Below are 22,441 nucleotides of genomic sequence, written 5' to 3'. Positions count from 1 at the left end.
CCGCTCGGGCAAAAGGGCGGCGATTCAGTTTTTGTTTCGGTGTTCGAAAGGCGCGTGATGTCCCGTCCGCTCGTGATTCTGGTGGTTCTGCTCGTAGTCGTCGTCGGGGGATTGTTCGTCCTGGCCGGGCGCGACACGACACAGGCCCCGACCCGCGTCGAAAAGGCGGTCGCCCTTGAAAATCTTTCGTAACGGGGTCGCGCTTTCCGTCCTCGCACTGGCGGTCGCAGTCGCGGCGGGGGCGCAGGACCGGCCCGAATCGATACTTCCGCCCGGCTTCGGCGATCCTGCGCCGACGCCGTCGCCGACTCCTGCGCCGGCCGCCACCCCCGGCGGCGCGCCGTCGACCGTCCAGCCGCTGCCGCCCGGCTATGTCTCCCCGAGCGCGACACCCACGCCGACCCCCAGCGCCACGCCGACGCCCGTCGATCTTTCGGCGTACGAGCTGCCCGCCTTCGCGCGACGCTCTCTGGCGGATGTCGGTGCGGTCGGCCCCGATACCGGCGGCCTGGGTCCGCGCGCGTTCGCCAACAGCGACGGGCAGATGGTCGAGCGGCTGATGCGTCGGCTCGACGCACCGATCCCGTCGCGCTGGCTGTCGATCGCGTTGCGCCGGGCACTCGTCTCGCGTGTCGATACGCCGCCGCGGGTCGGCGGCGCGGATTTCGCCGCCGAGCGTGCCTGGCTGCTGCTGCGGATGGGCGAGGCCGATGCCGCGCGCGCGGTCGTCCAGGCGGTCGATGTCGCCGATTACACGCCCAAGCTGTTCCAGGTCGCGATGCAGGCGATGCTTGCGACCGGCGACCCGGCGGGGCTCTGTCCGCTGGTCGAGCCCGCGCTGACCGTCGCCAACGACACCGGATGGCTGTTCGCGCGCGCGATGTGCTCCGCCTTCGCCGGCAAGGGGCCGCAGGCGATCCCGCTGCTGCGCACCGCCAGCCGCCGGACCGGCCGCAGTGTCGATGCGCTGCTCGCCGAAAAGGTGATCGGCGCGGCGGCGCAGGGGCGGGCGGTGACGATCGAGTGGAACGGCGTCGACCGTCTGACCGCGTGGCGGCTCGGGCTTGCGACCGCGACGGGCGTAGCCGTGCCTGACGAACTGCTGGCGCAGGGCCGCCCGCAGGTGGCGCTGTGGCGCGCGACCGCGCCGATGATCGCGCCGGACGTCCGCGCGACGCTGGCCGATCGGGCGGCGGCGCAGGGCGTCATCTCGAACCTTGCGCTCGTCGATCTCTATTCGGAGGTCGAAGCATCCGACACCGCCAACAGTCCCGCCGCCACCGCGGCGCGCGACCTCCGAGGCGCCTTCACCGAAAAGACGGTCGATGGCCGGCTGAAATCGCTGCGCCAGCTGTGGGGAGGGGACGGCGATCGGTGGACGCGTTACGGCCGTCTCGTCCTGACCGCGCGGGCGGCGGCGAATATCCCGGCCTCGACCGATTACGCCGAGGACGCGCCGCGGCTGATCGCCTCGATGCTAACTGCCGGGCTCGACCGGCCGGCGATCCGATGGGAGCGAGTAGCTACCAGCGGCGATGGCTGGGCGATGCTGACGCTCGCCGATCCGCGGGCGCGCGACGTGGCGCCTGATGCGATCGAGTTGTATCGGGGCAGCGATACGAGCCGCAACACGCTCAAGGCACGGATGCTGCTCGCCGGGCTGACCGGGCTCGGTCGGCTCTCGCCCGAAGGCGCGCAGAACCTGGCCAAGACGTTCGAGGTTCGATTCGGCCAGCAGAACGCCTGGACGCGCGCGATCGATGCAGCAGCGACACGCGGCGACGCGGGCACCGTCCTGCTGCTGTACGCGGTCGGAATGCAGACCGGCGACTGGCGCGGCGTACCGCCCGAGGTGCTCTATCACGGCACCGCGGCGTTGCGGCGCGTGGGCCTGGGCGGCGAAGCGCGGATGATTGCCGCAGAGGCGATCGCCCGCCTGTGACAAGAGCACTAGAGGATGCGATCCTGATCGATCGATTCCTCGAGATGATGATGGCGGAGGCGGGGGCGGCGAAGAACACGATCGCCGCCTATCGCACCGACCTGACGCTGGCGTCCGAGGTGCTGGGCGGCCGGCTCGCCGGGGCCGGGGCGGGCGATCTGACCGCGCTGGCGGATGGCTGGGGCGATCTCGCCCGTGCCACGGTCGCGCGCAAGGCAGCGGCGATTCGCCGATTCTACGGGTTCCTGGTCGACGAAGGGCTGCGCGCCGACGATCCCTCTCCCGCACTGCCACGGCCGGGGCGGGGTCGGCCGCTGCCAAAGACGCTGTCGGTGGCCGAGGTCGATAGGATCTTCGCCGTCATCGCCGATCGTCGCGCGCGCATTCCGCCCGATCCGCTCGACCTGCGACTCTCCGCGCTGATCGAATTGCTCTACGGCTCGGGCCTGCGTGCGAGCGAACTCGTGTCCCTGCCGCGCGCCGCGGTCGCGACCGACCGGCCCTATCTGATCCTGACCGGAAAGGGCGGGCGGGAGCGGCTGGTTCCCATCTCCGACCGCGCCCGTGCCGCCGTGGCGGCGTGGCGGCTGTATGTTCCCAAGGATGCCGCCTGGCTCTTCCCCTCGGGCGCAACGCATCTGACGCGCATCCGGCTCTACCAGATGGTCAAGGCGCTGGCGGCGGCGGCCGGTATCGCGCCCGAACGCGTCAGCCCCCACGTCTTGCGTCATGCCTTTGCGACGCACCTGCTGGCGGGCGGCGCGGATCTGCGTGCGCTTCAATCGATGCTCGGCCATGCCGATATCGCGACGACCGAAATCTACACCCATGTCGACGCCAGCCGCCTGGTCGAGCTGGTGAATACCCGCCATCCCCTCGTTGACGCGGGCAAACCGCGCGCTTAGCGCGTGCAGCATGGCAAGCTTCCTCGACTTCGAGAAACCGATCGCCGAGCTGCAGGGGCGGATCGACGAACTGCGCGAGACCGCGTCCTCGCCCGAACTGGACATCGATGCGGAGGTCGCGCGCCTTCAGGCCAAGTCCGACAAGATGCTGCGCGACACCTATGCGCGGTTGACGCCGTGGCAGAAGACGCAGGTTGCGCGGCATCCCGAACGCCCGCACCTGAAGGATTATGTCGCGGCGCTGGTCGACGATTTCATGCCGCTGGGCGGCGATCGCGCGTTCGCCGACGACCAGGCGATCATCGGTGGCCTGGGCACCTTCCGCGGGCGCAAGGTTATGGTGATCGGCCATGAGAAGGGCGACGACACCGCCAGCCGCCTGCGCCATAACTTCGGCATGGGCAAGCCGGAGGGCTATCGCAAGGCGATCCGCCTGATGAAGCTCGCCGATCGCTTCGGTCTGCCGGTGCTGACGCTTGTCGACACGTCGGGCGCGTTCCCCGGCGTCCAGGCCGAGGAACGGGGCCAGGCCGAGGCTATCGCGCGGTCGACCGAAGCCTGCCTGGAAATCGGCGTGCCGCTGATCTCCGCGATCGTCGGCGAAGGGGGATCGGGTGGTGCCGTGGCGCTCGCGACCGGCAACGTCGTGTTGATGTTCGAGCACGCCGTCTATTCGGTGATCTCGCCCGAGGGCTGCGCCTCGATCCTGTGGCGGACCGCCGACAAGGCGCCCGAAGCAGCGGAGGCGATGAAGGTCACGGCGCAGCATCTGAAGGAACTGGGCGTCATCGACCGCATCGTGCCCGAGCCGCTGGGCGGCGCCCACCGCGACCGGGCGGCGGCGATCGCGTTACTGGGCGACGCGCTGGAGGCCGCGCTGAAGGATTTCGACGGTCGCGAACCGACCGCGATCCGCTCCGCACGCCGGCAGAAATTCCTGGCCATCGGTCGCGTCTGAGCAAGGTCGGATCGACGTTCGACCGATTGAGCGACGTCCGATCGCCTTTCCATGTCATCCCGGACTTGATCCGGGATCCAGGTTCGCGAGTGACACGGCTCCTGGCTCTGGATTCCGGATCAAGTCCGGAATGACGGTGCCTTGAGATCAACCCGCTAGTCGTCAGATCGCCGGCAACAAAAAAGGGCGACGGACCATCGGTCCGCCGCCCTTTTGTGATCGAGTATGAAGTCTTACGCCGACTTCATGTTCGATGCGACGTTGTTGAACGTCGCCTTCAGGTTGTTCCCGAGGCCCTGCATCGCGGCGATCGCGGCAACCGCGATCAGAGCGGCGATCAGGCCGTACTCGATGGCGGTCGCGCCCTTCGAGTTCTTCAGGAACGTGCGAATCTTCTGCATGTTGGTCTCCACTGTTCGAAACTTCAGTCACCCGGCTGCGCGGGGCATCCCGAACAGCATCGACAGCTTTAAGTTCAGTATGTTGAGAAAGGTTTAAACCAGCGCATTACCGGCTCAGTAACCGGTCGCATTCGTGATCTTGGTACGGATGCTCGTCCACATCGTCTGGGTGTTGTCGCCCAGGCTGAGCAGCGCGGTCATCATCGCCAGGACGATCATTGCGATGATCAGGCCATATTCGACGGCCGTCGCGGCCTTGCGGTCGGACATCAACCGGGCGAGGAGCCGGGTGGCGGTGCGGATAGGATCATGGACCATCGCGGTGATCATAGATCAGGAAAGGTTGAGGAAATGCTATCGCACCACGGTTCAGCTCCTTCGCTGCTGCACGTCGCGGCTGCGGCGCTGGTCGACGCCGACGGCCGCGTGCTGGTCCAGCAGCGCCCGCCCGGTACGCAGATGGCGGGTCTGTGGGAGTTTCCCGGCGGCAAGCTCGACGCCGCCGAGACGCCCGAGGCGGCGCTGATCCGCGAACTCGACGAGGAACTGGGGATCGCGGTGGCGCAGGCCTGTCTTGCGCCCGCCGCCTTCGCCAGCGAGCCGCTGGGCGACCGGCACCTGCTGTTGCTGCTTTACGTCTGCCGCAAATGGGGCGGCATCCCGCAGGCGCGGCACGCGACCGCGTTACGATGGGTGTATCCCGCACAACTCCACGCGCTAGACATGCCGCCGGCGGACCGGCCGCTAATCGGGCTGCTCGAGGCCTTTTTGTAGCGCCGCCGTCAGGCTTGCCGTCGCACTGCCGCGACGGGCGGGTTTCGGCTGGCTCGGATCGGGCGCCCAGCCGGTCAGGTAGACGATGTCGAACCGCTCGGCGACGCGACCGTCCGCGTCGGCCCGTGCCGTAAAGGCTTCGGCCAGCCGGGCGAGGGTGTCGCGGCGCAAGGGGCGGCGGTCGGTCAGCAGATTGCTCGCCGCCATCCCGCGCAGGTCGCGGACAAGGCCGAACAGGTTGCCGTATCGTACCGTCACGCTCTCCACATCTGCGACCGGGAGCGCGAAGCCGGCGCGGACGAGCAGGTCGCCCGCCGATCGCACGTCGATCATCGGGTGCGCGCGCGCCGTCCCAGGATCGGCATCCCGCAGCGCCGCGCGCAGCGTCGACAGGCTGCCGCCGCCGAGAAACGTGCCAAAGAACACGCCGTCCGGCCGAAGGGCTCGCCGCGCCAAGGCGAGGGCGCCGGGTACGTCGTTCACGGTGTCGAGCACGCCGGCCGAGACGACGAGGTCGAAACTCGCCGCCGGGACATCGATCCGGTCCTCGTCGGCCTGGACAGCGCCAGTGGCAAAGCGCGCGCCGGCATCGACTCGCGTGATCGCCGCTCCGGGCAGCGCGAACGCCCCGTCCGCGGAGCCCAGATCGAGCACGTCACGGAAATCGCGCTTCACCGTCGCCAGACGGTCCGCGATCCCGTCGAGCATCATGTCGCGCAGGAAGGCATAGTCGCGCCAGTCGGCCGCGGCCCGGTCGCGACGCAGGCGGCGGGCGGCGCGGTCGAAGATTTCGGAAGTGCTCACGGCGGCGGCTTGTGCGCGCCTCTCTCGCCCGCGACAAGAGGCGTGTGCATGCCGCCATCGCCTCACTTGTCTCGCTAGCGCTGCCACCGCGCTGTCCGGGATGTTCGGCGGTGGTCGAGGCGGACCATCGCTTCTGCGCCGCCTGCTGGGGCGCGCTGGTCTTTCTCGGCCCGCCATGGTGCGCGGGCTGCGCGCTGCCCTTCGAGCATGATCGCGGCCCGGAGGCGCTGTGCGGTCGTTGCCTGGCCGAGCGCCCGGAGCATGACGGCGCGCGGGCGGCTGTCGCTTATGGCCCGGTCGCGCGTGCGGTCGCGCTCAGGTTGAAGTACGGCCGCCGCACGGCTTTTGCCGAAACTGCCGCGCGATTGATGCACCGGGTGATGCCGGAGGATGCGGACCTGCTCGTCTCCGTCCCGCTCCATCGCTGGCGGCTGTGGACGCGGGGCTATAATCAGGCGGCGCTGATCGCGGATGCGCTGGGGCGGATGTCCGGCATCCCGGCGCGCCACGACCTGCTCCATCGCACGCGAGCCACGCCATCGCTGCGGGGGCTTGGCGGCAGGGCGAGGACCAAGGCGGTGCGCGGCGCTTTCGCTTTCGGACCCGATCGCAAGTCCGTGCTGGCCGGGCGATCCGTGGTCCTGGTCGACGACGTCTTTACCACCGGTGCGACCGCGAGTGCCTGCGCCAAGGTCCTGCGACGGGCCGGCGCGGCGCGGGTCACCATCCTCTGCTGGGCGCGGGTGATCGACGATACCGACGACGACGCAAGCGATTGACATTCGCAGCCGGCGACCACACTTCGAGAGGCATGGCACGGGTCGAGATCTACACCAAGGCGTTCTGTCCCTATTGCAGCCGCGCGATGCGCCTGCTCGATAGCAAGGGCGTCGCTCCGGAGGAATATGACATCACGATGGGCGGGCCGAAGCGCGCCGAGATGATCGACCGGGCGAACGGTCGTACGACCGTGCCGCAGGTGTTCATCGACGGTCGCCACATCGGCGGGTCGGACGATCTTGCCGCGCTCGACCGCGAAGGAAAGCTCGACCCGCTCCTGGCCGCATGAGGGCGGCGGTTCTCCAGATGACGAGCGGGGTCGATCCCCGCGCCAATGCCGTCACGCTGACCGACGCGATCGCGCGCGCCAGGGGCGAGGGCGCGGCGATGCTGTTCACGCCTGAGATGTCCAACCTCCTCGATCGCGATCGATCACGCGCGGCAACGTCGATCGTCGCGGAGGGGGAGGATGCGACGCTGGCCGCGGTGCGCGATGCGGCGGCGAAGGCGGGGCTGTGGGTCCATCTCGGTTCGTTCGCGGTGCGGGGTGACGATGGCCGCTACGCCAATCGTGGCTTCGTGATCGATGATAACGGCGCGATCCGCGCGCGCTACGACAAGCTCCACCTGTTCGACGTCGACCTTCCGACTGGGGAAAGCTGGCGCGAGTCTTCGGTCTATGCGCCCGGCGAGCGGGCGGTGGTCGTCGATACCCCGCTCGGGCGCCTCGGCCTGTCGATCTGCTACGACTTGCGTTTTCCCGACCTGTTTCGCGCGCTTAGCGATGCCGGCGCGACCCTTTTTGCCATCCCCGCCGCCTTCACCGTGCCGACCGGCCAGGCGCATTGGCATGTGATGATGCGCGCCCGGGCGATTGAGGCGGGCGCCTATGTCGTTGCGGCGGCGCAGGCCGGAACGCATGACGACGGTCGCGCGACCTATGGCCATTCGCTCGTCGTCGATCCGTGGGGCGAGGTGGTCTGCGATCTTGGCCCCGAACCGGCATTGGGCTTTGCCGAGATCGAGGCTTCGCGCGTTGCCGAGGTTCGCGCGCGCATCCCTGTCCTCGCACACCGTCGCGTGATCCCGCCGGTCGAGGTCGTGGCGTGATCCTGTTCGACCTGAAATGTGCCGGCGGGCATGTCTTCGAAGCCTGGTTCAAGTCGAGCGGCAGCTATGACGAACAGCGCGCCGGCGGCCTGATCGCCTGCCCGGTGTGCAGCGATACAGACATCGGCAAGGCGGTGATGGCGCCCAACGTAGCAGCGAAGGGCAACCGCGGTGAGGCACCGTCGCCGGCCGCGATCAAGGCTGCGATCGCAGCCATCGCCAGCGCCCAAGCCGAGGCGATCAAGGACTCGCAATGGGTCGGTACCGCCTTCGCCGACACCGCGCGCGCGATGCACAGCGGCGAAAAACCCGTCACCGCGATCCACGGCCAGGCGACCCGCGCCGAGGCGAAGGCGCTGGTGGAAGAGGGCGTGCCGGTCGCGCCGCTACTTGTCCCGGTGGTGCCACCGGACGCGCTGAACTGACGACCGGCGCAGTAAGCGCTATTCCGGACTCTTACTGAGCCTGCCGAAGCCCCGTGCTTTGTGTCGTGAGCCGTGCGCGAGTGTATCGCAGAACGGTGCTTCGACAGGCTCGGCACGAACGGGTTATCACGGAAGCAGCCTTGCGGTGAAAGCAGCGGGAACAGAGTGTGCCGCTTGCTGTGTCGCCGCGAACCGCGGCGCTTTGCGCGTTTCGCGGGGGCCGGGAGTGGCCAATCCGCGAAAAAATGGTGCCCCCGGCGAGATTCGAACTCACGGCCTGCGGTTTAGGAAACCGTCGCTCTATCCGGCTGAGCTACGGGGGCACGCGATGGCCCTGTTAGGCAGCGCAGGCGCAAATGAAAAGGGGCGCCGGCACACGCGTGCCGACGCCCCCGATCATTATCCGGGGATCGTTCAGCCGTTCGCCGGCATCTCGATCGCGCTCGGTTGCTGCGGCGCGCGGCCCGTGGCCATCTGCTTGGCGAACACGTCGCGCATCAGTGCCAGCGAGAACAGGTGCGCATAGACCAGCGGCAGCATGCCCGACTGCGCCATCTTGCGCAGCTGGTCGCCGCGCAGTTCGGACAGCTTCTTCTCGTCGACCATCTGGAAGCCGCGATAGACGAACGGCTGCGCCGAGCCTTCCGGCTGGATCGAGACTTCGCCGTCGATCAGCAGGTCATATTCCTTCAGTTCGCGAACGAACTGCGCGGTCTTCTGGCCGGCCTGTTCGAACTGTTCGGCAAAGCCCAGGATCGCCTTGGTGAATTCGGTCGGCTGGCCGTTCTCGAACAGCTTCTCGCCCTCTTCGAACGCGCCGATCGTCTCCGACGACGGGTCGAAGCACAGGCTCAGCTCGTTGGCGTCCGGGGTCAGGCGCGCGAGCATATAGGGATAGCGGCGGATATAGGCGGGCACGTACAGGTCGTCGTTGACCAGCTTGCCCTCGGCATCGATGAAGACGTTGACGCCCTCGTTCAGGCCCATCAGCGCCAGCGGCACGGGATCGTCGCCGACCGCGAAGATGACCGGCATGTGACGCGCGACCAGCGGAAATTCCTCCACAGTGACCGGCACGGCATGCTGGTTCGCAAGGAAGGGCGCCGCCTGCGCAGGCTTCACGCGCCAGTCGGCATGGGTCTCGCTCGAGAGCGGTACGAGGTCGTTGTAGAACAGCGGGAGGGCTGTGGCGTCAGGCGCAGAGGCCATCGTCAATCTCCGAAAACGAAACCGAAGGAACTAAATGTGCCGCCAGGCGTATGCGCGCTCCGGCGGGCGGTCTGATTAGGACAGGGGGGGAATACGCGCAACGGGTAACCATACCATGAAGCCTCCCGCGCCTGTCGCACTGCTTTACAGATTCCTACCCCTCGACTAAGGCCCGGTTAGCCATGCGACAGGGCGGGGAGCGGCTTCTGGGACAGGGTCTGGGGCGCCGTCCGGGATCGTCGGAGCACCGGTTTCGCGTGATCCTGATGGTTCGCCGAGGCGATAATGGATGTGACAGGAGCACCGCCGTCTTGAGTTTGCGGTCCCGCGGCCGATCGGGTGCGTCGATCCTCTCCGTTGCTCTAGCGCTGTCGCCGGCCGCTGCGGCCGCGCAGATCGTCGCGCCTCCGTCCAATTCGCTCGTCGTCGACCCGCAACAGGGCGCGACGCCGCGGCCGATCACGCCCGCGCCATTGCCCAGCACGCCGGCGACGACGCTGCCGCCGCTCGACGCGCCTGTTCCGACGCCGCCGCAACAGCCGCCGCCCGCCATCCCGCTCCAGTCCCTGCGCGGCGAGATGCCCGATGCGGGCGTTCGGGCACAGCCACTACCCGCACCGCGCGAAGGGGCGTTGCCGACGCCGTCGCGCGACCCGCTGGCGCTCGATCCCAAGAGCGACCCGATCCTGCGGCTCGCCATCGCGTCGGCCGATCCGTCGGCTTTCCGCGACGCCATCCGCGGTGTCGTGGCGCGCAATCCGAATGCGGCAGAGGCGTTGGCGCGGACGGACGAGGCGGAGGCGGTGCGCAACGAGGCGCGGGCCGCGCAATATCCCGTGCTCGACCTGTCCTTCTCGCACTTCCGCGTGCTCGACCGCGCCTTCTCGAACGATCCGCAGAATGTGCTGGAGCGGTCACGACCCTCGCAGCGTACCGATGCGATCGCGCGGGTGCAGCAATCGGTGATCGACTTCGGCACCGCGCGCAACCGCATCGCCGCCGGCAACCGCCGGATCGAGGCTTCGGTCGCGGCGATGGACGATGCAACGACCCAGGTCGCGCTGCGTGGGATTGCGGTCTGGTATCAAGTCTTCGGCTATCGCGCTCTGGTGTCGCTGAGCACCGCCTTCGTCGACAGCCAGACGCAGCTTCGCAGCGCGATCGAGCAGCGGGTCCAGCAGGGTTATGCCGCACCGGGCGACGTCGCGCAGGTCGAAAGCTATATCGCCGCGGCGCAGGCGCAGCTCGCAAACTATCGCCGCCAGCTGTCGAGCGCGGAGGCGCAATATCAGGCGCTGACCGGCATGCCCGCACCGGCAGGGTTCGGGCGAGCACCCGCCGCCGACATGCCGGTGGTATCGCAGGAGCGCGCGAGACAGGACGCTGAGGCGGTTCCCGCCGTCCGTTATGCGAGAGCGGCGGCGGAAGCGGCGCGATTTGACGTGAAGACGGCGAAGGCGAATGCCCTGCCCGGCGTCAGCGTCGGTGTCGATGCCGGTCGCTACGGCGTGTTCGAAACCCAGAAGGACTTCGATATCCGCGGCACGGTGACGTTGGCTGCGCGGCTGGGTGGGGGCGCGAAGCAGCGCGTCGACGCCAGTGCAGCCCGCGCGCGGGGGGCGGAGGCGACCTATGAGCGGATCCGCCAGGACGCCGTCCGCGACGCCGCGATCGCCTGGGCCGACGTCGACGCGCTGGAGGCGAGCGAGGCGGCGATCCGCGACAACTACCTCGCCACTCGCCAGTCGCGCGACGTGCTGGCCGAACGTTTCCGCGTCTCGCGTGGGACCTTGTTCGACCTGCTGGGCGCGGAAGCCAATTATTTCAACGTCGCCGCGCGCTATGTGGAGACGGTGACCGAACTCGACATCGCGCGCTATTCGCTGCTCGCGCGGCGGGGTAAATTGCTCGACGCCTTCGGGATCGAGCCTGCGCGACTGGATCGCTGACCATGACCAACCCCCTCGCGCCGCACGGCGGCGACCATCAGCTGGCCGAGATCCGACCGCCGCGCTTCGCCGCCTGGCTGGCCGAGCCGATGCTCCGCAACAAGTCGGTCTATATCAAGGTCGCGCTGGCCGCGGCGATGATCAACCTGTTCGGGCTGGTCGTGTCGCTGTTCACGATGACGGTCTATGACCGCGTCATCCCGAACATGGCGCTCGAATCGCTGACCGCGCTGACGATCGGCATCGCGATCGTGCTCGTCTTCGATTTCATGTTGCGCATCCTGCGCGCCTATTTCGTCGATATAGCCGGCGCCGATATCGACCGGGAAGTCGGCGGCACCGTCTTCGACCGGCTGATGCGCATCCGCCTCGACATGAAGCGCGGGTCGACCGGGGCACTCGCCAGCATGATGCGCGAGCTGGAGACGCTGCGCGACTTCTTCGCCTCCGCCTCGATGACCGCGCTGGTCGACGTGCCGTTCATCCTCATCACGCTGATCTTCATCGGCGTCATCGGCGGCTGGCTGGTGATGGTGCCGCTGCTGGTCGTGCCGCTCATCATCGGCGCAGGCTATTTCACCCAGCCCGCGATGGACCGGCTGTCGGCGCGGACGATGAACGAGGGGATGCTGAAGCAATCGGTCCTCGTCGAATCGCTCGGCAGCCTGGAGATGGTGAAGACCTCCAACGCCGCTCCGCTGCTGCGCCGGCGCTGGCTGAAGGCGATCGACGAACATGCCGACAGCTCGCTGCGCGGACGTCTCGTATCGAACATCGCGGTCACCATCGCGTCGTCGGGCAATTCGATCGCCTATATCGGCGTCGTCGTGGCCGGTGTCTTCATGATCGCCAGCCGCGACCTCACGACCGGTGGGCTCGTCGCCTGTTCGATCCTGTCGGGCCGCGCGGTGCAGCCGCTGGCGACGATCGCGCAGCTGCTGTCCCGCCTGTCGGCGACGCGCACCGCGTACAAGCAACTGAACGCCGTGATGCAGAGCCCGCCCGAAGGGCCGGTCGCGGGCGGCGGTCTTTCGCCGGCGCGGCTGTCGGGCAAAATCGAGTTCCGCGGCGTCGCCTTCAAATATCCGGGTGCGCCGGAAAAGACGCTCGACGGGATCAGCTTCACGGTCGAGCCATGGCAGAAGGTCGCGCTGCTCGGCCGCGTCGGATCGGGCAAGTCGACGCTGCTGCGCCTGCTGGTCGGGCTGTACGAGCCGCAGGAGGGGGTGATCCTGCTCGACGGCACCGACACGCGCCAGTTCGACCCCATCGCCCTGCGCAACCAGATCGGCATGGCGATCCAAGAGCCGGTCCTGCTCTCCGGCACGGTGCGCGAGAATATCCTGCTCGACCGACCCGGCTTCGGCGACGAAGAGATGCTGCGCGTCTCGCAATTGTCGGGCAGTCACGGCTTCATGGGGCAGATCACGAACGGCTATGACCTGAAACTCGCCGACCGTGGCGAGGGGTTGTCGGGCGGCCAGCGCCAGTCGATCACCATCGCGCGGTCGCTGGTCGGCAGCCCGCCGATCCTGCTGTTCGACGAACCCACCAGTTCGATGGACGCACAGACCGAGAATGCGCTGATCGACCGGTTGCAGGAGGAGTTGAAGGGCCGCACGATGATCCTCGTCTCGCATCGCAACGCGCTGCTGCGCCTGGTCGACCGGATCATCATCGTCGAAGGCGGCAAGATCGCCCATGACGGTCCGCGCGACCAGGTGCTTGCCGCCCTCCAGCGCCCGCGCGCCGCCTGACCCCGTGTCCGAGGATCGTTCATGAGCACCGAGATCATCGCGGCACCCGGCCACCGGCTGGAGGACATGGCGACGCGGGTTCGCCCGCGCACCGCGTCCAACCTGCTGCTGTGGGGCATCGTCGCCTTCTTCGTCATCGCCGTCCTGTGGGCGACGCTGGCGACCGTCGATCGCACCGTCCATGCGCCGGGCCGCGTCGTGCCGGGATCGCGGATGCAGGTGATCGGCAACCTGGAAGGCGGCATCGTCAGCGAGATCCTCGTCAAGGCCGGCGACATGGTGAAGAAGGGCCAGCCTTTGCTGCGCCTCGATCGCACCTTGGTCGGCGCCGAACTGGGGGCGGGGGAATCGCAGGCCAATGCGCTGGCGGCGAAGATCGCGCGGCTGGAAGGGCAGATCCAGGGTCGCGCCCCGAGCTATCCGTTCGCCGCAGGCAATCCCGCGCTCGCTCAGCAGATCGAGGTCGAACGCGCGCTCTACGCCGCCTCGCTTGCCGACCTGTCGAGCGCGACCGCCGCGGCCAATGCCCGCGTGTTGCAGAGCCAGCGCGCGGTTGCCGAGGCGCAGTCGACGCTGGCCGCCCGTCGGTCGGCGCGTGATGCCTATGCCCAGCAGATCGCGCTCGTCCGCCCACTCGTCGATCGCGGGATCGAGCCGCGGATGACGCTGGTGCAGCTGGAAAACAATCTGAACGTCGCCAATGCCGAGGTCGCGACCAGCCAGGCGACGATCGCGCGTGCGCAGGCGGGCGTGGCGGAGGCGACATCGGCGCTTGCCCAGCTGCGCCAAGACTGGCGAACGAAGGCGGCGACCGAACTGACCGCCGCGCAGGCCGAATATGCCGCACGCCGCACCGCGCTGCCGGCACTCGCCGATCGCGCCCGTCGCACGACCATCCTCGCGCCGATGGACGGCCGGATCAACCGCGTCGCCGTCACCACCGTCGGAGGTGTCATCGCGGCCGGGGCGCCGGTCGTGGAACTGGTGCCGAGCGGCGATACGCTGATCGTCGAGGCGATGGTCAACCCGAAGGATATCGCCAGCATCCGCATCGGCCAGCCCGCGCGGCTGAACATCTCCGCCTATGAGTCCGCGATCTACGGCGGGATGGACGGATCGGTCATCACGATCTCCCCCGACGCCACCGTCGACGAGCGGACGGGCGAGAGCCATTATACGATCAGGGTCGAGGCGCGGGCGGGGACGCTGAAGGACCAGAACGGGCGTGCGCTGCCGATCGGGCCGGGCATGACCGTCGACGTCAACCTGCTGGGCGACAAAAGGTCAATTCTGTCCTACCTCTTCACGCCGATTACCCGGCTTTCCGAACGAGCACTGCGCGAATGACGATGGTTCGATGGGTGGCGGGCGTGGCGCTGGTCGCCATGTTCGCAAGTGGCGCGGGCGCACAGTCGACGGTGCAGGGGCCGCCGAACCCGCGCGCTGTCCCGGAGGCGACGGTGCCGCGTCCCGCCGCGATCAGCCCGGCGCTGTTCCAGGCGGTCGAGCGCGCGACGGAGAATTATCCCTCGATCCGCGCCACGCGCAGCCTGGTGACCGCGGCGCGCAGCGACGTGCGTGCGGCCAAGAACCTGCGCCTGCCCAGCGTCGGCGTGCAGGGCGTGACGGTCGGCACCGGCGGCGGGCTCGGCAGCCAGTTCGTCGTCGATCAGCCGGTCTATACCTTCGGCCGGCTGGAAGCGCAGATCGATCGCGCGAAGGCGTTCCAGCTGGTGCGCGCCGCACAGGTCGACGAGACGGTGATGGCGGTCGCGCTCGACACGGTGAACGCCTATTTCGACATCGCGCGCATGGCCAAGCGCGAGGCGATCCTGACCGAGAGCCTGACCGAACATCGGATGCTGCTGGATTCGATCGGCCGCCGGGTGGAGCAGGAAGTGAGCGCGCGCTCCGACCTCGAACTCGCCCGCTCGCGCGTGGCTCAGCTCGAACAGGATCTGGCGCTGACGGTGGCGCAGCGGCAGGCGACGACGGCGCGCCTGTACCAGCTGGTCGGGGACGAAGGCTATAATCCCGGCAACGTGCCGTCCTATGATCCTGCGATCCACCACCCCGACCCGACCGGAGCCACGGATCAGGCGGTCGCTTGCTCGCCATCGCGCGACCGGCTGACCGCGCAGACCCTGGTGTCGAAGGCGGAGACCAAGCAGGCGAAGCGTTCCTTCTGGCCCCAGCTTTCGGCGCAGTACAGCTACAACAACATCATCGGCTCCCGCGCGGGGCTGGCCGTCACCGCGCAGACGACCGGCGGCCTGTCGAACCTCGCCGCAGCCGATGCGGCACGCGCGCGGGAAACGGCGACCGAACTCGACGTGCAGACGGCCGAGCGCGAGTTGCGCGAACAGCTCGCCAATGATCTCGTCGAGAACGCCGCCGCCCGCGGGCGCATCACCGCCGGGGTCAGCGCTGCCGGATCGGCCGAGAACGTGACGGAAAGCTTCAAGCGCCAATTCATCGCCGGGCGCCGCACCTGGCTCGACGTGATGAACGCGACACGCGAGGCGACCAGTGCCGAACTCGGCTCTTCCGACGCCGAATTCTCAGCAATGGCTTCGGCCGCGCGGATCCTGCTGCGGACCTGTCGCTGGCAACCCCAGCCGCGGCTGGGTCGCGCGCCGGGCCAGATGACCGTAGGAACGGTGCAATGACCGCACGACTGACCGATATCGTCGCAGACCTCGCGCGCGCGACTGCGACCGACCTGGCGCCGCACTGGCGCGATCGGGTGAGCGACAGCGCGGACGATCGCGATGCGCTGGGGCGGCTGTGCGCCGATCTCGGCTGGCCCGCGCCCGAGCAGCTTCCCCGCCGCCCGCGCGCGCACCAGCTGCCTGCGCTCATCTATAGCGACGACACCGGCTGGGCGATCGCGGAGGAATGGGAAGGCCCCGACCTGCTGCGCGTCCGTGTCGGCCATGCGAGCGAGTTGCGACCGCACGACGGCGCGATGCGCTTCTACCGCGTCCGCTTCCCCGACGCCGCGCGCTCGGGCGAGCAGCCGCCGGCGTCGCGAGTTTTTCGCGAGGCGCTGTGGCGGCGCAAGGGCGCGCTGTCGACTGCGCTGGTCGCGACCGTCGTCGTCAACATCATCGCGCTGGTGACGTCGCTCTATTCGATGCAGGTCTATGACCGCGTCATCCCCCGCGCCGGTTTCGCCACCCTGTGGGTGCTGACGGTCGGCGTGCTCGTTGCGCTGACACTCGACTTCCTGCTGCGCACCGTTCGCTCGCTGCTGATGGATCGCGAGGCGGCGGAAATCGATCTCGAAATCTCCGAATATTTCTTCGCGCGCGCGCAGGCCGTCCGCCTCGATGCCCGCACCGGCGGCGTGGGCACGATGGCGTCGCAGCTGCGTGGCATGGATCAGGTGCGGTCGCTCTATTCCTCCGCCTCGTTGTTCCTGCTCGCCGACTTCCCGTTCGCGATCTTCTTCCTGTTCGTGATCTGGTTCCTGGGCGGGATCATCGTGCTGGTGCCGCTGATCGCCTTCCCGCTATCGCTGGGGATGGCGGCGATCCTAGCGCGGTTGATCCGCGATGCGACCGACCGTGCGCAGGTGACCGGCAACCGCAAGAACGGCCTGCTGGTCGAGATGCTCGACAGCGCCGAGACGGTGAAGGCCAATCGCGGCGGCTGGTTCATGCTCAGCCGCTGGAACGCGCTGATCGAATCGGTGATTGCCAGCGAGGAACCGGTCCGGAAATGGTCATCGATCGCCGGACAGGTGTTCGGGACCGTCCAGCAGGTGTCCTACATCGCCCTCGTCGCGTTCGGCGCGATTGAGGTCGCGAAGGGCGGGATGACGATGGGCGCGCTGATCGCCGCGACGATCGTCGCCGGTCGCGTCAACGGGCCGCTGATGGCGCAACTGCCGCAGATGATCGTGCAATGGGGCTATGCCCGCGCCTCGCTGCGTGCGCTCGACAACATCCTGGCGATGCCGGCCGATGGCCAGCTGGGCGCCGGCGCGCTGCGTCCGGACGCGCTGAAGGGCGCGCTGCGCGTCGAACGTGTCGAGTTCGCCTATCCGGGGACCAAGGACGGGTTGCAGATCCCGATGCTCGACATCCGCGCCGGCGAGCGGGTCGGCCTGATCGGCGGCATCGGGTCGGCCAAGACGACGCTGTTGCGGCTGATGGCCGGCCTCTATGCGCCGATGCGCGGAATCGTGACGCTCGACGGGCTGGACATGAGCCGCATCGCCGAGAGCGTGCTGCGCCGCGACGTCGGCTATCTGCCGCAGGAATTCCGGCTGGTGAACGGAACGCTGCGCGAAAACCTTCTGATGGGCCTGAGCGACCCCGGCGACCAGCAGGTGTTGCAGGCGGCGGCGACGACCGGCCTCATCAACCTCATCTCCGCCCATCCGCTCGGGCTCGACCTGCCGATCTCCGAAGGGGGCAGGGGCCTGTCGGGCGGCCAGCGGACGCTGACCGGCCTCACGCGCCTGCTGCTCGCGACGCCAAAGCTGTGGCTGCTCGACGAGCCGACGTCGAACCTCGACATGGGGACCGAGGCGGCGGTGATGAACGCGCTGACCCGGCGGCTGGGGCCTGACAGCACGATGGTGCTGGTGACGCACAAGATCGCGCTGTTGCAGCTGTGTACGCGCACGATTGTGATGGCGAACGGGCGGATCACGCATGACGGCCCGACCCAGGCCGTGCTGAACGAACTGCAACGCCAGGGCATGGCGCAGGTGAAGACCGCCGAACAGGCCGCCGCGGACGAAGCGGCGGCAGCGGACGCAGCGGCGGCGAAGATGAGCGGAGCGGCATAAGCGATGACCCTGTCCAAGCCCCGGCCCGCCGCGGTCATCGTCCTGTTGACGACGCTGTTCGTCGCCGGCTTTATCGCCTGGTCGCTGTGGGCGAAGCTCGACCAGATCACGCGGGCGCCCGGCGTCGTCATCCCGTCCGGCCGGTTGCAGATCATCCAGTCGACCAATGGCGGCGAAATCGCGAAGATCCTCGTGCGCGAAGGCGACCGGGTGACGCGCGGGCAGGTGCTGCTGACGCTCAACCCGACGCAGGTCACGGCCGGCGTCGACGAGGTCCGCGCCCGCGTCGCCGCGCTGAAAAGCCAGCGCGCCCGGATCGAAGCCGAGCTGTTCAACCGCCCCTTGCGCTTCCCCGCCGACACCGCCGGCTTTCCGCAGTTCGTCGCCAACGAGCGTGCCCTCTACGGCAAGCGTCGCGCGGCGCTGGCCGAGCAGCTGGCGGCGCTGAACCGGATGGAGAGCCTGTCGAAGCAGGAACTCGACCTCAACTATCCGCTGGTCAAGTCGGGCGACGTCAGCCGATCCGAAGTGCTGCGGATGGAACGTGCGGTCAGCGATATCGGCGGCCAGCGGGTCAATATCCGCAACAAGTACAATCAGGACCTGCAGGCCGAATATGCCAAGGTGAACGAGGAACTGGTCGGCGCCGAACAGCAGCTGATCCAGCGCGGCGAAGTGCTGAACGCGACCGAACTCCGCTCGCCGGTCGATGGCATCGTCAAGAATGTGCGGCTGACCACGGTCGGCGGCGTGCTGCGCTCAGGCGACGAGGCGATGCAGATCGTACCCACCGGCGATACGTTGCTGGTCGAGGCCAAGGTGCCGCCGCAGGACATCGCCTTCCTGCGCACCGGCCAGTCCGCCGCGGTCCGCTTCGACGCCTATGACAGTTCGATCTACGGCGTGGGGGAGGGCAAGGTCACCTTCATCAGCCCCGATACGATCAGCGAGCCCGCGTCGACGCCGGGGAGCGCAGGCCAGGTCTATTACCGCGTCCACTTGTCGGTCGATACCCGCGGCATGCGCGTTCCCAATCCTGGCGACCGCATCGCGCTGCAACCCGGCATGACCGCGACCGCCGAGATCAAGACCGGCGAGCACACCGTGTTCCGTTATCTGACGAAGCCGTTGCTGAAGACGGTCGGGGAGTCGATGGGCGAGCGGTAGCCCAGCGTCTTAGAGCGGGTTGTCTGCCCACTTTGCCTTGAACGAAGTCGACGGGGGACTCTCCGGAGGGGGACTTCGACGCCGCTCGGCTCGACAGAAAAGCAAAGCCATCGAGCCCGCCGCCGGCGCGGCGCGGCACCGGTTCGGCCGTTTTCGTAAAGAGTTTATTAACCCAATCCCCTTATCGACGGGGCATGGGTATGCTTGGCCTCGATCTGATACCGTCATCGCATCATGATGGCTCACGCCATGCAGCGCCGCATGCAGATGCCCACCGAGACTGTGTTGCGGCACGTAGAAAAGTTCCACGAAAAGTCTCGGAAATCTGCGGATTTTTTACCGTAGAGGCGCTTAATCCTCGCTTGCAACCGTCGGGCTTTCCGTCAATCATCTCCACCAAACACAGTTCGGGCGCACCCGCGTCTGTCTCTATGCGTCCATAAGGGGTTCTCATGACGAAGCGTATCTCTCAAGCGAACACCGCCGTCGTACCCGGTGCCGCCGCTGCAAAGGCCGTGGCCGCCGCGACCCCGGTCGTTCCGGCTGCCGACGCTGACGTCGCTGCTGCCGACAAGGCCGCCGCCAAGGGTGCGGAAACCACCGAGACGACGGTCGTGACGGAGACGGTCGCCGCCGTCGTCGCGCCGGCGCCGATCGCGATGGTCGCTCAGACCGCCGAACCTGTCGCAACGTCGGCGCCGGCCGCACAGGCCGAACCGACGACGACGGCCGGAGCGGCGGCGAGCGGCGGGGGGAGTTCCACGCTTTACATCGTCGGCGGCGTCCTGCTCGCCGGTGGCGGCCTGGCGCTCGCGCTGTCGGGCAAGTCAGAGCCGACCAATTCGGTGACTTTCTCGTCGTCCGCGAGCGCATCGATCGCCGAGAATTCGGCGGTAGGCGCGAACAATGCGCCCGTGCTGGACGTGAACGCCGCTGCCTCGTCGAGCACGTCGGGCGCGATCACCTATACGCTCGGCGGGGCCGATGCGTCGGCGTTCACGATCAACGCGACGACGGGTGAAGTCCGCTTCGTCACTTCGCCGAATTTCGAGGCGAAGCCGGTCTACAATATCACCGTCACCGCCAGCGTCGAGGCGAGCGGAACGACGCCGGCGGCGTCCGCGTCGCAGGCGATCACGATCAACGTCACCAACGTGAACGAAGCCCCGAGCTTCGCCAACGCGACCGCGACCGCGACGGTCGTCGAGAACACGCCGATCACGACGGCGGTCTACACCTCGACCGCGACCGATCCGGATGCGAACACGACGCTAACCTATACGCTGAGCGGTACGGACGCGGCGGCGTTCGCCGTCTCGACGGCGGGTGTCGTCACGCTGCGCGCGCCGGCCGATTTCGAGACGAAGTCGAGCTACAGCTTCGTCATCACCGCGTCGGACGGCCAGTTCACCACCAGCCAGACGGTGACGGTCAACGTGACCGACGCCAATGATCCGCCCGCCTTCACGTCGACCGCGCGGACGACGACGCTGGCGGAAAACACTGCAGCCGGCTTCGTACTTTATGCAGCCGGCGGTGCGACCGATCAGGATCCGAACAGCACGATCACCTATTCGCTGACCGGCACCGATGCCGCGGCGTTGCGCGTCAATGCGACGACGGGTGCGGTGACGCTGGTCGGATCGCCCGACTTCGAAGCGAAGCCGAGCTATTCGTTCAACTTGGTCGCGACCGATCAGAATGGTGGTTCGACTTCGCAGGCGAACACGCTGACGATCACCAACGTCAACGAAGCGCCGACCTTTGCCGCTGCCACCGCAACGGCGACCGTGGTCGAGAACACCGCAATCGCGACGCCGGTCTATACCGCGACGGCGACCGATCCGGACGCGAACACGACACTGACCTACACGCTGGGCGGCACGGATGCCGCTGCCTTCGCGGTCGCGGCGAACGGTGCCGTGTCGCTGCGCGCGCCGGCCGACTTCGAGACGAAGCCGAGCTATTCGTTCACCGTCACCGCCTCGGACGGCTCGCTGTCCACGACGCAGACGGTCACGCTTAACGTCACCAACGTCAACGAAGCGCCGACCTTCACCTCGGCAACGCGGGCGACGACCGTGGCAGAAAATGTCGCGGCCGGGACCGCGCTGTTCACCGCGGGCGGCGCGACCGACCAGGACGTCGGCAACACCGTCACCTATTCGCTGTCGGGCACCGACGCCTCGGCATTCGCGGTCAATGCGGCGACGGGCGCGGTGACGTTCGTCGCATCGCCGAACTTCGAGGCGAAATCGTCCTATGCCTTCAACCTGGTCGCTACCGACCAGGCCGGTCTTGCCACGACCCAGGCGAATACGGTCACGATCACCAACGTCAACGAGGCGCCCAGTTTCGCGGTGGCGGCGCGGACGGTCAGCATTGACGAGAATGTCGCCGCGGGCACCGTCGTTCCGGGGTCTGCTACGGCGACCGATCCCGACGCGGGCGCGGTACTGACCTACAGCCTCTCGGGCGCGGACGCCGGGGCCTTCACCATCAACGGCTCCACGGGTGTCGTGTCGCTGGTCGGATCGCCCGACTTCGAAACGAAGCCGGTCTATAACTTCAACGTCGTTGCGACCGACCAGGGCGGGCTCAGCGCGTCGCAGGCGGTCACGCTCAACATCAACGACCTCGTCGAGCCGATCCGTCTGGACGGCGGCAATATTCCGGCGGGCAGCAACACCAATTTCGATGCCGCGGTCGGGAACGCCTTCTTCACGGACAGCGCCGCCGTGGGCAACGTCTCGACGATCGCGAACTTCGGTGTCGGTGACATCATCCAGACCGATGTCGAGCGGTCGAACTACACGTTCAGCGCGCAGGGCTCGACGCTCGTTATTTCATCCAACGTGAACGGTGTCGTTTCGCAGATTTCGCTGACCGGCGTGGTGCCTGCCAACACGCAGATCACGAACGAGATTTCGGCGGAGACGGCCCTCGGCTTCGACTTCTTCCGGTCATCGGCCCCGGCTGCATCGGCGGCGACCACGGCTTTGTCGGGAACTGCGTCGTACAATGCGGCGAATTCGGCTGTGACCTACACGGAAGATTCTCAGTCCGCGAACACATCGACCATCACAAACTTCTCGTCTGACGATCGCATCGTTGTGAGCGGTGTGAATGGTGGTTCGTCGGCGACCAGCTACAGCTTCAGCTCGAGTGGGTCGGATCTGATCATCTCATTCAACAACGGTAACGGACAGGCATCGTTGATCACGTTGGTCGGCGTCGCGAACCCGAACGTGTTTGTTCGCGACGAAGCGTCGGCAGAGCAGGCCGTCGGTTTCGACTTCTTCCGCTACGGCTGATCGAGAACGTCTCCCGCTGCGGTCGCTCGGCGGCCGTGGCGGGGCAGGGGTGTCTGCACGTCAGCAATCCCACTACGTTTCATCTACTGAAGACATAAAAAAAGCCGGCCGCGGAGGGTTCCGCGGCCGGCTTTTTTTATCGGCA

At 67.7% G+C, this 22,441-nt stretch carries 20 protein-coding genes and 1 tRNA gene; 16 read left to right on the top strand and 5 right to left on the bottom strand.

What is annotated here, in order from left to right:
* The first annotated feature begins 57 nt into the window (after positions 1-57).
* The 4 genes from ACFSC3_RS16035 to ACFSC3_RS16020 are packed head-to-tail and all read left to right on the top strand — an operon-like array spanning position 58 to position 3,805.
* Positions 58-192 carry a hypothetical protein gene (locus tag ACFSC3_RS16035; protein ID WP_380941430.1) on the top strand — a complete coding sequence of 45 codons (135 nt, stop codon included), beginning with the start codon at positions 58-60 and terminating at the stop codon, positions 190-192.
* Positions 176-1,942 carry a hypothetical protein gene (locus ACFSC3_RS16030; protein WP_380941429.1) on the top strand — a complete coding sequence of 589 codons (1,767 nt, stop codon included), beginning with the start codon at positions 176-178 and terminating at the stop codon, positions 1,940-1,942. The genes ACFSC3_RS16035 and ACFSC3_RS16030 overlap by 17 nt, the downstream gene beginning before the upstream one ends.
* Positions 1,939-2,847: a tyrosine recombinase gene (locus ACFSC3_RS16025; RefSeq protein WP_380941428.1), complete on the top strand. Its 909-nt coding sequence runs from the start codon at positions 1,939-1,941 to the stop codon at positions 2,845-2,847. Before ACFSC3_RS16030 ends, ACFSC3_RS16025 begins: the two co-directional genes overlap by 4 nt.
* Before the next feature lie 10 nt (positions 2,848-2,857).
* Complete coding sequence (locus tag ACFSC3_RS16020) at positions 2,858-3,805, top strand: acetyl-CoA carboxylase carboxyltransferase subunit alpha (RefSeq protein ID WP_380941427.1); 948 nt, start codon at positions 2,858-2,860, stop codon at positions 3,803-3,805.
* A 233-nt stretch (positions 3,806-4,038) separates the two neighbouring features.
* Here the strand turns inward: ACFSC3_RS16020 and ACFSC3_RS16015 are convergent, their stop codons facing one another.
* Both ACFSC3_RS16015 and ACFSC3_RS16010 read right to left on the bottom strand, forming a co-directional pair.
* Positions 4,039-4,206, bottom strand: coding sequence for a Flp family type IVb pilin (locus tag ACFSC3_RS16015; RefSeq protein WP_056427022.1), 168 nt, complete (start codon positions 4,204-4,206; stop codon positions 4,039-4,041).
* A 114-nt stretch (positions 4,207-4,320) separates the two neighbouring features.
* On the bottom strand, positions 4,321-4,524 hold the full coding sequence (locus tag ACFSC3_RS16010; protein ID WP_380941426.1) for a Flp family type IVb pilin: 204 nt from the start codon (positions 4,522-4,524) through the stop codon (positions 4,321-4,323).
* A 33-nt stretch (positions 4,525-4,557) separates the two neighbouring features.
* On the opposite strand from ACFSC3_RS16010, the gene ACFSC3_RS16005 reads away from it, so the two are divergent.
* Positions 4,558-4,980: a (deoxy)nucleoside triphosphate pyrophosphohydrolase gene (locus tag ACFSC3_RS16005; RefSeq protein WP_380941425.1), complete on the top strand. Its 423-nt coding sequence runs from the start codon at positions 4,558-4,560 to the stop codon at positions 4,978-4,980.
* Here ACFSC3_RS16005 and ACFSC3_RS16000 read toward each other — a convergent pair.
* Positions 4,951-5,784: a methyltransferase domain-containing protein gene (locus tag ACFSC3_RS16000; protein ID WP_380941424.1), complete on the bottom strand. Its 834-nt coding sequence runs from the start codon at positions 5,782-5,784 to the stop codon at positions 4,951-4,953. The genes ACFSC3_RS16005 and ACFSC3_RS16000 overlap by 30 nt on opposite strands.
* Before the next feature lie 11 nt (positions 5,785-5,795).
* On the opposite strand from ACFSC3_RS16000, the gene ACFSC3_RS15995 reads away from it, so the two are divergent.
* Genes ACFSC3_RS15995 through ACFSC3_RS15980 form a run of 4 tightly spaced genes read left to right on the top strand, consistent with a single transcriptional unit; the run spans position 5,796 to position 8,099 of the window.
* Positions 5,796-6,563, top strand: coding sequence for a ComF family protein (locus ACFSC3_RS15995; protein WP_380941423.1), 768 nt, complete (start codon positions 5,796-5,798; stop codon positions 6,561-6,563).
* A 32-nt stretch (positions 6,564-6,595) separates the two neighbouring features.
* Entirely contained in the window at positions 6,596-6,853 is a 258-nt protein-coding gene (grxC, locus tag ACFSC3_RS15990; protein ID WP_380941422.1) for a glutaredoxin 3, read from the top strand.
* Positions 6,850-7,674 (top strand): carbon-nitrogen hydrolase family protein, encoded by an 825-nt coding sequence (locus tag ACFSC3_RS15985; RefSeq protein WP_380941421.1) that lies wholly within the window; start codon positions 6,850-6,852, stop codon positions 7,672-7,674. Before grxC ends, ACFSC3_RS15985 begins: the two co-directional genes overlap by 4 nt.
* On the top strand, positions 7,671-8,099 hold the full coding sequence (locus tag ACFSC3_RS15980; RefSeq protein WP_380941420.1) for a DUF1178 family protein: 429 nt from the start codon (positions 7,671-7,673) through the stop codon (positions 8,097-8,099). Before ACFSC3_RS15985 ends, ACFSC3_RS15980 begins: the two co-directional genes overlap by 4 nt.
* 246 nt (positions 8,100-8,345) lie before the next feature.
* On the opposite strand, the gene ACFSC3_RS15975 is transcribed toward ACFSC3_RS15980, so the two are convergent.
* Positions 8,346-8,422: transfer RNA gene (locus tag ACFSC3_RS15975), tRNA-Arg, on the bottom strand.
* 91 nt (positions 8,423-8,513) lie between these two features.
* Positions 8,514-9,308 carry a SapC family protein gene (locus tag ACFSC3_RS15970; protein WP_380941419.1) on the bottom strand — a complete coding sequence of 265 codons (795 nt, stop codon included), beginning with the start codon at positions 9,306-9,308 and terminating at the stop codon, positions 8,514-8,516.
* 311 nt (positions 9,309-9,619) lie between these two features.
* Between ACFSC3_RS15970 and ACFSC3_RS15965 the strand changes: the two genes are divergently transcribed.
* The 7 genes from ACFSC3_RS15965 to ACFSC3_RS15935 all read left to right on the top strand — a co-directional run bounded on the left by ACFSC3_RS15965 (position 9,620) and on the right by ACFSC3_RS15935 (position 22,296).
* On the top strand, positions 9,620-11,257 hold the full coding sequence (locus tag ACFSC3_RS15965) for a TolC family protein (RefSeq protein ID WP_380941418.1): 1,638 nt from the start codon (positions 9,620-9,622) through the stop codon (positions 11,255-11,257).
* Between the two features lie 2 nt (positions 11,258-11,259).
* Positions 11,260-13,014: a type I secretion system permease/ATPase gene (locus ACFSC3_RS15960; protein ID WP_380941417.1), complete on the top strand. Its 1,755-nt coding sequence runs from the start codon at positions 11,260-11,262 to the stop codon at positions 13,012-13,014.
* 21 nt (positions 13,015-13,035) lie between these two features.
* On the top strand, positions 13,036-14,361 hold the full coding sequence (locus ACFSC3_RS15955; protein WP_380941416.1) for an HlyD family type I secretion periplasmic adaptor subunit: 1,326 nt from the start codon (positions 13,036-13,038) through the stop codon (positions 14,359-14,361).
* Complete coding sequence (locus ACFSC3_RS15950) at positions 14,358-15,683, top strand: TolC family protein (protein ID WP_380941415.1); 1,326 nt, start codon at positions 14,358-14,360, stop codon at positions 15,681-15,683. Before ACFSC3_RS15955 ends, ACFSC3_RS15950 begins: the two co-directional genes overlap by 4 nt.
* Positions 15,680-17,815, top strand: a complete 2,136-nt coding sequence (locus tag ACFSC3_RS15945) for an ATP-binding cassette domain-containing protein (RefSeq protein WP_380941414.1) — start codon at positions 15,680-15,682, stop codon at positions 17,813-17,815. The genes ACFSC3_RS15950 and ACFSC3_RS15945 overlap by 4 nt, the downstream gene beginning before the upstream one ends.
* A gap of 3 nt (positions 17,816-17,818) precedes the next feature.
* Positions 17,819-18,982 carry a beta-barrel domain-containing protein gene (locus tag ACFSC3_RS15940; protein ID WP_380941413.1) on the top strand — a complete coding sequence of 388 codons (1,164 nt, stop codon included), beginning with the start codon at positions 17,819-17,821 and terminating at the stop codon, positions 18,980-18,982.
* A gap of 452 nt (positions 18,983-19,434) precedes the next feature.
* Positions 19,435-22,296, top strand: coding sequence for a cadherin domain-containing protein (locus ACFSC3_RS15935; protein WP_380941412.1), 2,862 nt, complete (start codon positions 19,435-19,437; stop codon positions 22,294-22,296).
* The last annotated feature ends 145 nt before the right edge of the window (positions 22,297-22,441 follow it).

It is taken from the genome of Sphingomonas floccifaciens (genome assembly GCF_042681125.1).
Classification (GTDB): domain Bacteria; phylum Pseudomonadota; class Alphaproteobacteria; order Sphingomonadales; family Sphingomonadaceae; genus Sphingomonas; species Sphingomonas floccifaciens.
The sequence above is the reverse complement of the archived record's forward strand: the minus strand, read 5'-3'. Positions and strand labels throughout refer to the sequence as shown.